Source organism: Streptomyces sp. ISL-11, from assembly GCF_018614525.1.
Lineage (GTDB): Bacteria > Actinomycetota > Actinomycetes > Streptomycetales > Streptomycetaceae > Streptomyces.
Genome location: NZ_JAGGOL010000081.1, coordinates 327 through 1,135, shown reverse-complemented (window position 1 = coordinate 1,135; position 809 = coordinate 327). Strand labels below are relative to the sequence as shown.

1 pseudogene is annotated in these 809 nt (G+C 73.5%); it reads right to left on the bottom strand.

The window, feature by feature from the left end:
- Positions 1 to 783: pseudogene (locus J7E86_RS18025) on the bottom strand (alanine racemase); the annotation flags it as partial.
- Between the last annotated feature and the right edge of the window lie 26 nt (positions 784 to 809).

Here is an 809-nt window from a genome sequence, read left to right as displayed (position 1 = left end):
CGTAACCGACGGGAACGAGGGCGAGAGTAGTGGTTCCGGGAGTGATGTAGTGATGCCCGTACGAGACACCGTGGCCGCCCGGCACCGTCTTGACGGAGGCGAGGGAGGCGCAGAGCGTCATGACCGGTTTGAGCCCGAAGTCCTCGGGGGTGCCGATCTCGGGGCTCGGCGAGACGCCGTAGACCGCGATCCCGGTGCGTACGAGGTCGAAGTGGGCCTCGGGGAGCGTCAGGGTGGCCGGGGAGTTGGCTATGTGCCGCACCTCCGGGTCGATGCCCTGCGCCTCGGCGTAGGCCAGGGCGTCCCGGAAGAGCCGCAGCTGCGCCTGGATGGAGGGGTNNTCAGTTCCGGCCAGTCGTCGGGCGCGCAGCCGTTGCGGCCGAGACCGGTGTCGATCTTCAGCTGGACGCGGGCGGGCCGGCCGGCCGCGCGGGCAGCCTCGCGGATCTCCTCGACGGCCCACACGCCGCTCGCCGTCACGTCGATGCCGGCCTCGACGGCCTCCCGCCACGGCCCGCCCGGCGTCCACAGCCAGCACAGCATCGGGCCCGTGTCGCCCGCCGCGCGCAGCGCGAGCGCCTCCTGCGGGGTAGCCGTACCGAGCCACTCGGCGCCGGCCTGCCGGGCCGCGCGGGCACAGGGCACCGCACCGTGGCCGTACGCGTCCGCCTTGACCACGGCCATCAGCTGAGCCTTGGGCGCGCGGGCGCGCAGCACACGGACGTTGGCTCGCAGGGCGGCCAGGTCGACCAGGGCACGGGCGCGCATCGGTGTCTCGTTCATCCCCGCCAGTGTCTCAGGACGTCCGG